1 protein-coding gene is annotated in these 1,466 nt (G+C 71.1%); it reads left to right on the top strand.

The window, feature by feature from the left end; all coding sequences use genetic code 11:
• Window positions 1-45 precede the first annotated feature (45 nt).
• A partial coding sequence (locus AC1DVT_RS20240) for a family 78 glycoside hydrolase catalytic domain (RefSeq protein WP_477391192.1) occupies window positions 46-1,466 on the top strand: 1,421 nt, incomplete at its 3' end.

Below are 1,466 nucleotides of genomic sequence, written 5' to 3' on the forward strand. Positions count from 1 at the left end.
GGACGGCGCTTCGCGAGGATGCCGAGCGCCGAAAGGATCCCCGCCATGTCGGCTGTACCCGAATCCACCATCCTGGACTCCTCGACGAAGGTCGGCGGACTGCGCTCCCAGTACGGGCCAGGGCTGCTGGGAGTGCCTCGCGAGGGACTCCGGCTCAGCTGGCGCGTCGAGTCCGATCGCGCCGGCACGAGGCAGGTGGCGTACGAGCTCGCCTCGTCCGCTGAGGGAGCTGAGACGGTCTCGCACGGCGTCGTCGACGGCGCGGCATCCGTCGGCATCGCGGTCCCTGGGGCGCTCGCCCCGCGTGAACGCCGCGAATACTCCGTGCGGATCGCGACTGCCGAGGGCTGGACGGACTGGAGCGACACTCTCGTCGTCGAGGCGGGAGTGGACGGCCCCGACCTGGCCGCGCGGGTGATCGGCATCCCGAGCGAGCTGGGCGGACCCGTTCCGCTGCTGCGCCGTGAGTTCACGCTCGCATCGGCGCCGTCGTCGGCGCGCCTGCGCCTGAGCGCCCTCGGGCTGGTCGACGCGTGGATCAACGGCGTCCGCGCCTCCGACGCCCTGCTCACGCCCGGCTGGACCTCGTACCAGGAGCGCATCCTCGTGGACACCGTCGATGTCACCGGACTCCTTCGGCCGGGGGTCAACGTCATTGTGCTGGCGGTCGGCGAAGGCTGGTATCGCGGCAGCTTCGGCTTCGCCCGTCGCACGTCGATCTACGGTGACCGCATCGGCGCGCTCGCGCAGCTCGAGGTGGACGGCGAGGTCGCCATCGTCACCGATGCGACGTGGACAGGCGGATTCGGGGCGGTGCGATCCGCGAGCATCTACGACGGCACCGAGATCGACCTGCGCCTGGCCGAAGACGTCCACGCGGCGGGCTTCGCCGCGGAAGGGTGGACGACGGCCGAGGTTCTCGAGACTGACGCGACGCTGTTCGAGCCGCGCATCGCCGAGCCGGTGCGTGTCGTGGCGGAGCTGCCGATGCAGGCCTGGGCGCACGGGGGGCGCACCATCCTCGACGCGGGGCAGAACATCTCGGGCTGGGTGCGCTTGACGGTGAACGGCCGGGCCGGGAGCACCGTGACCATCCGCCATGCCGAAGTGCTCGAGCCCTCCGGCGATCTGCACACGGCAGCGCTCCGCAGCGCCAAGGCGACCGACGTCTACATCCTCGACCGCGACGGCGAGCACGTGCTCGAGCCGGTCTTCACCTTCCACGGCTTCCGCTATGCGGATGTCGTCGGCGCCGAGGTCGTCTCGGCCGAGGGCATCGCGATCTCGAGCGATCTCGCGCCGCGGAGCTCCTTCCACTCGTCGCATGCCGCGCTCGACGGGTTCCACTCGAACGTCTTCTGGTCGCAGCGCGACAACTTCGTCTCGGTGCCGACCGACTGCCCGCAGCGCGACGAGCGCCTCGGCTGGACCGGCGACGCCCAGGCCTTCAGCGCCACCGCGTCGAC

It is taken from the genome of Microbacterium sp. P2_F9 (assembly GCF_056403635.1).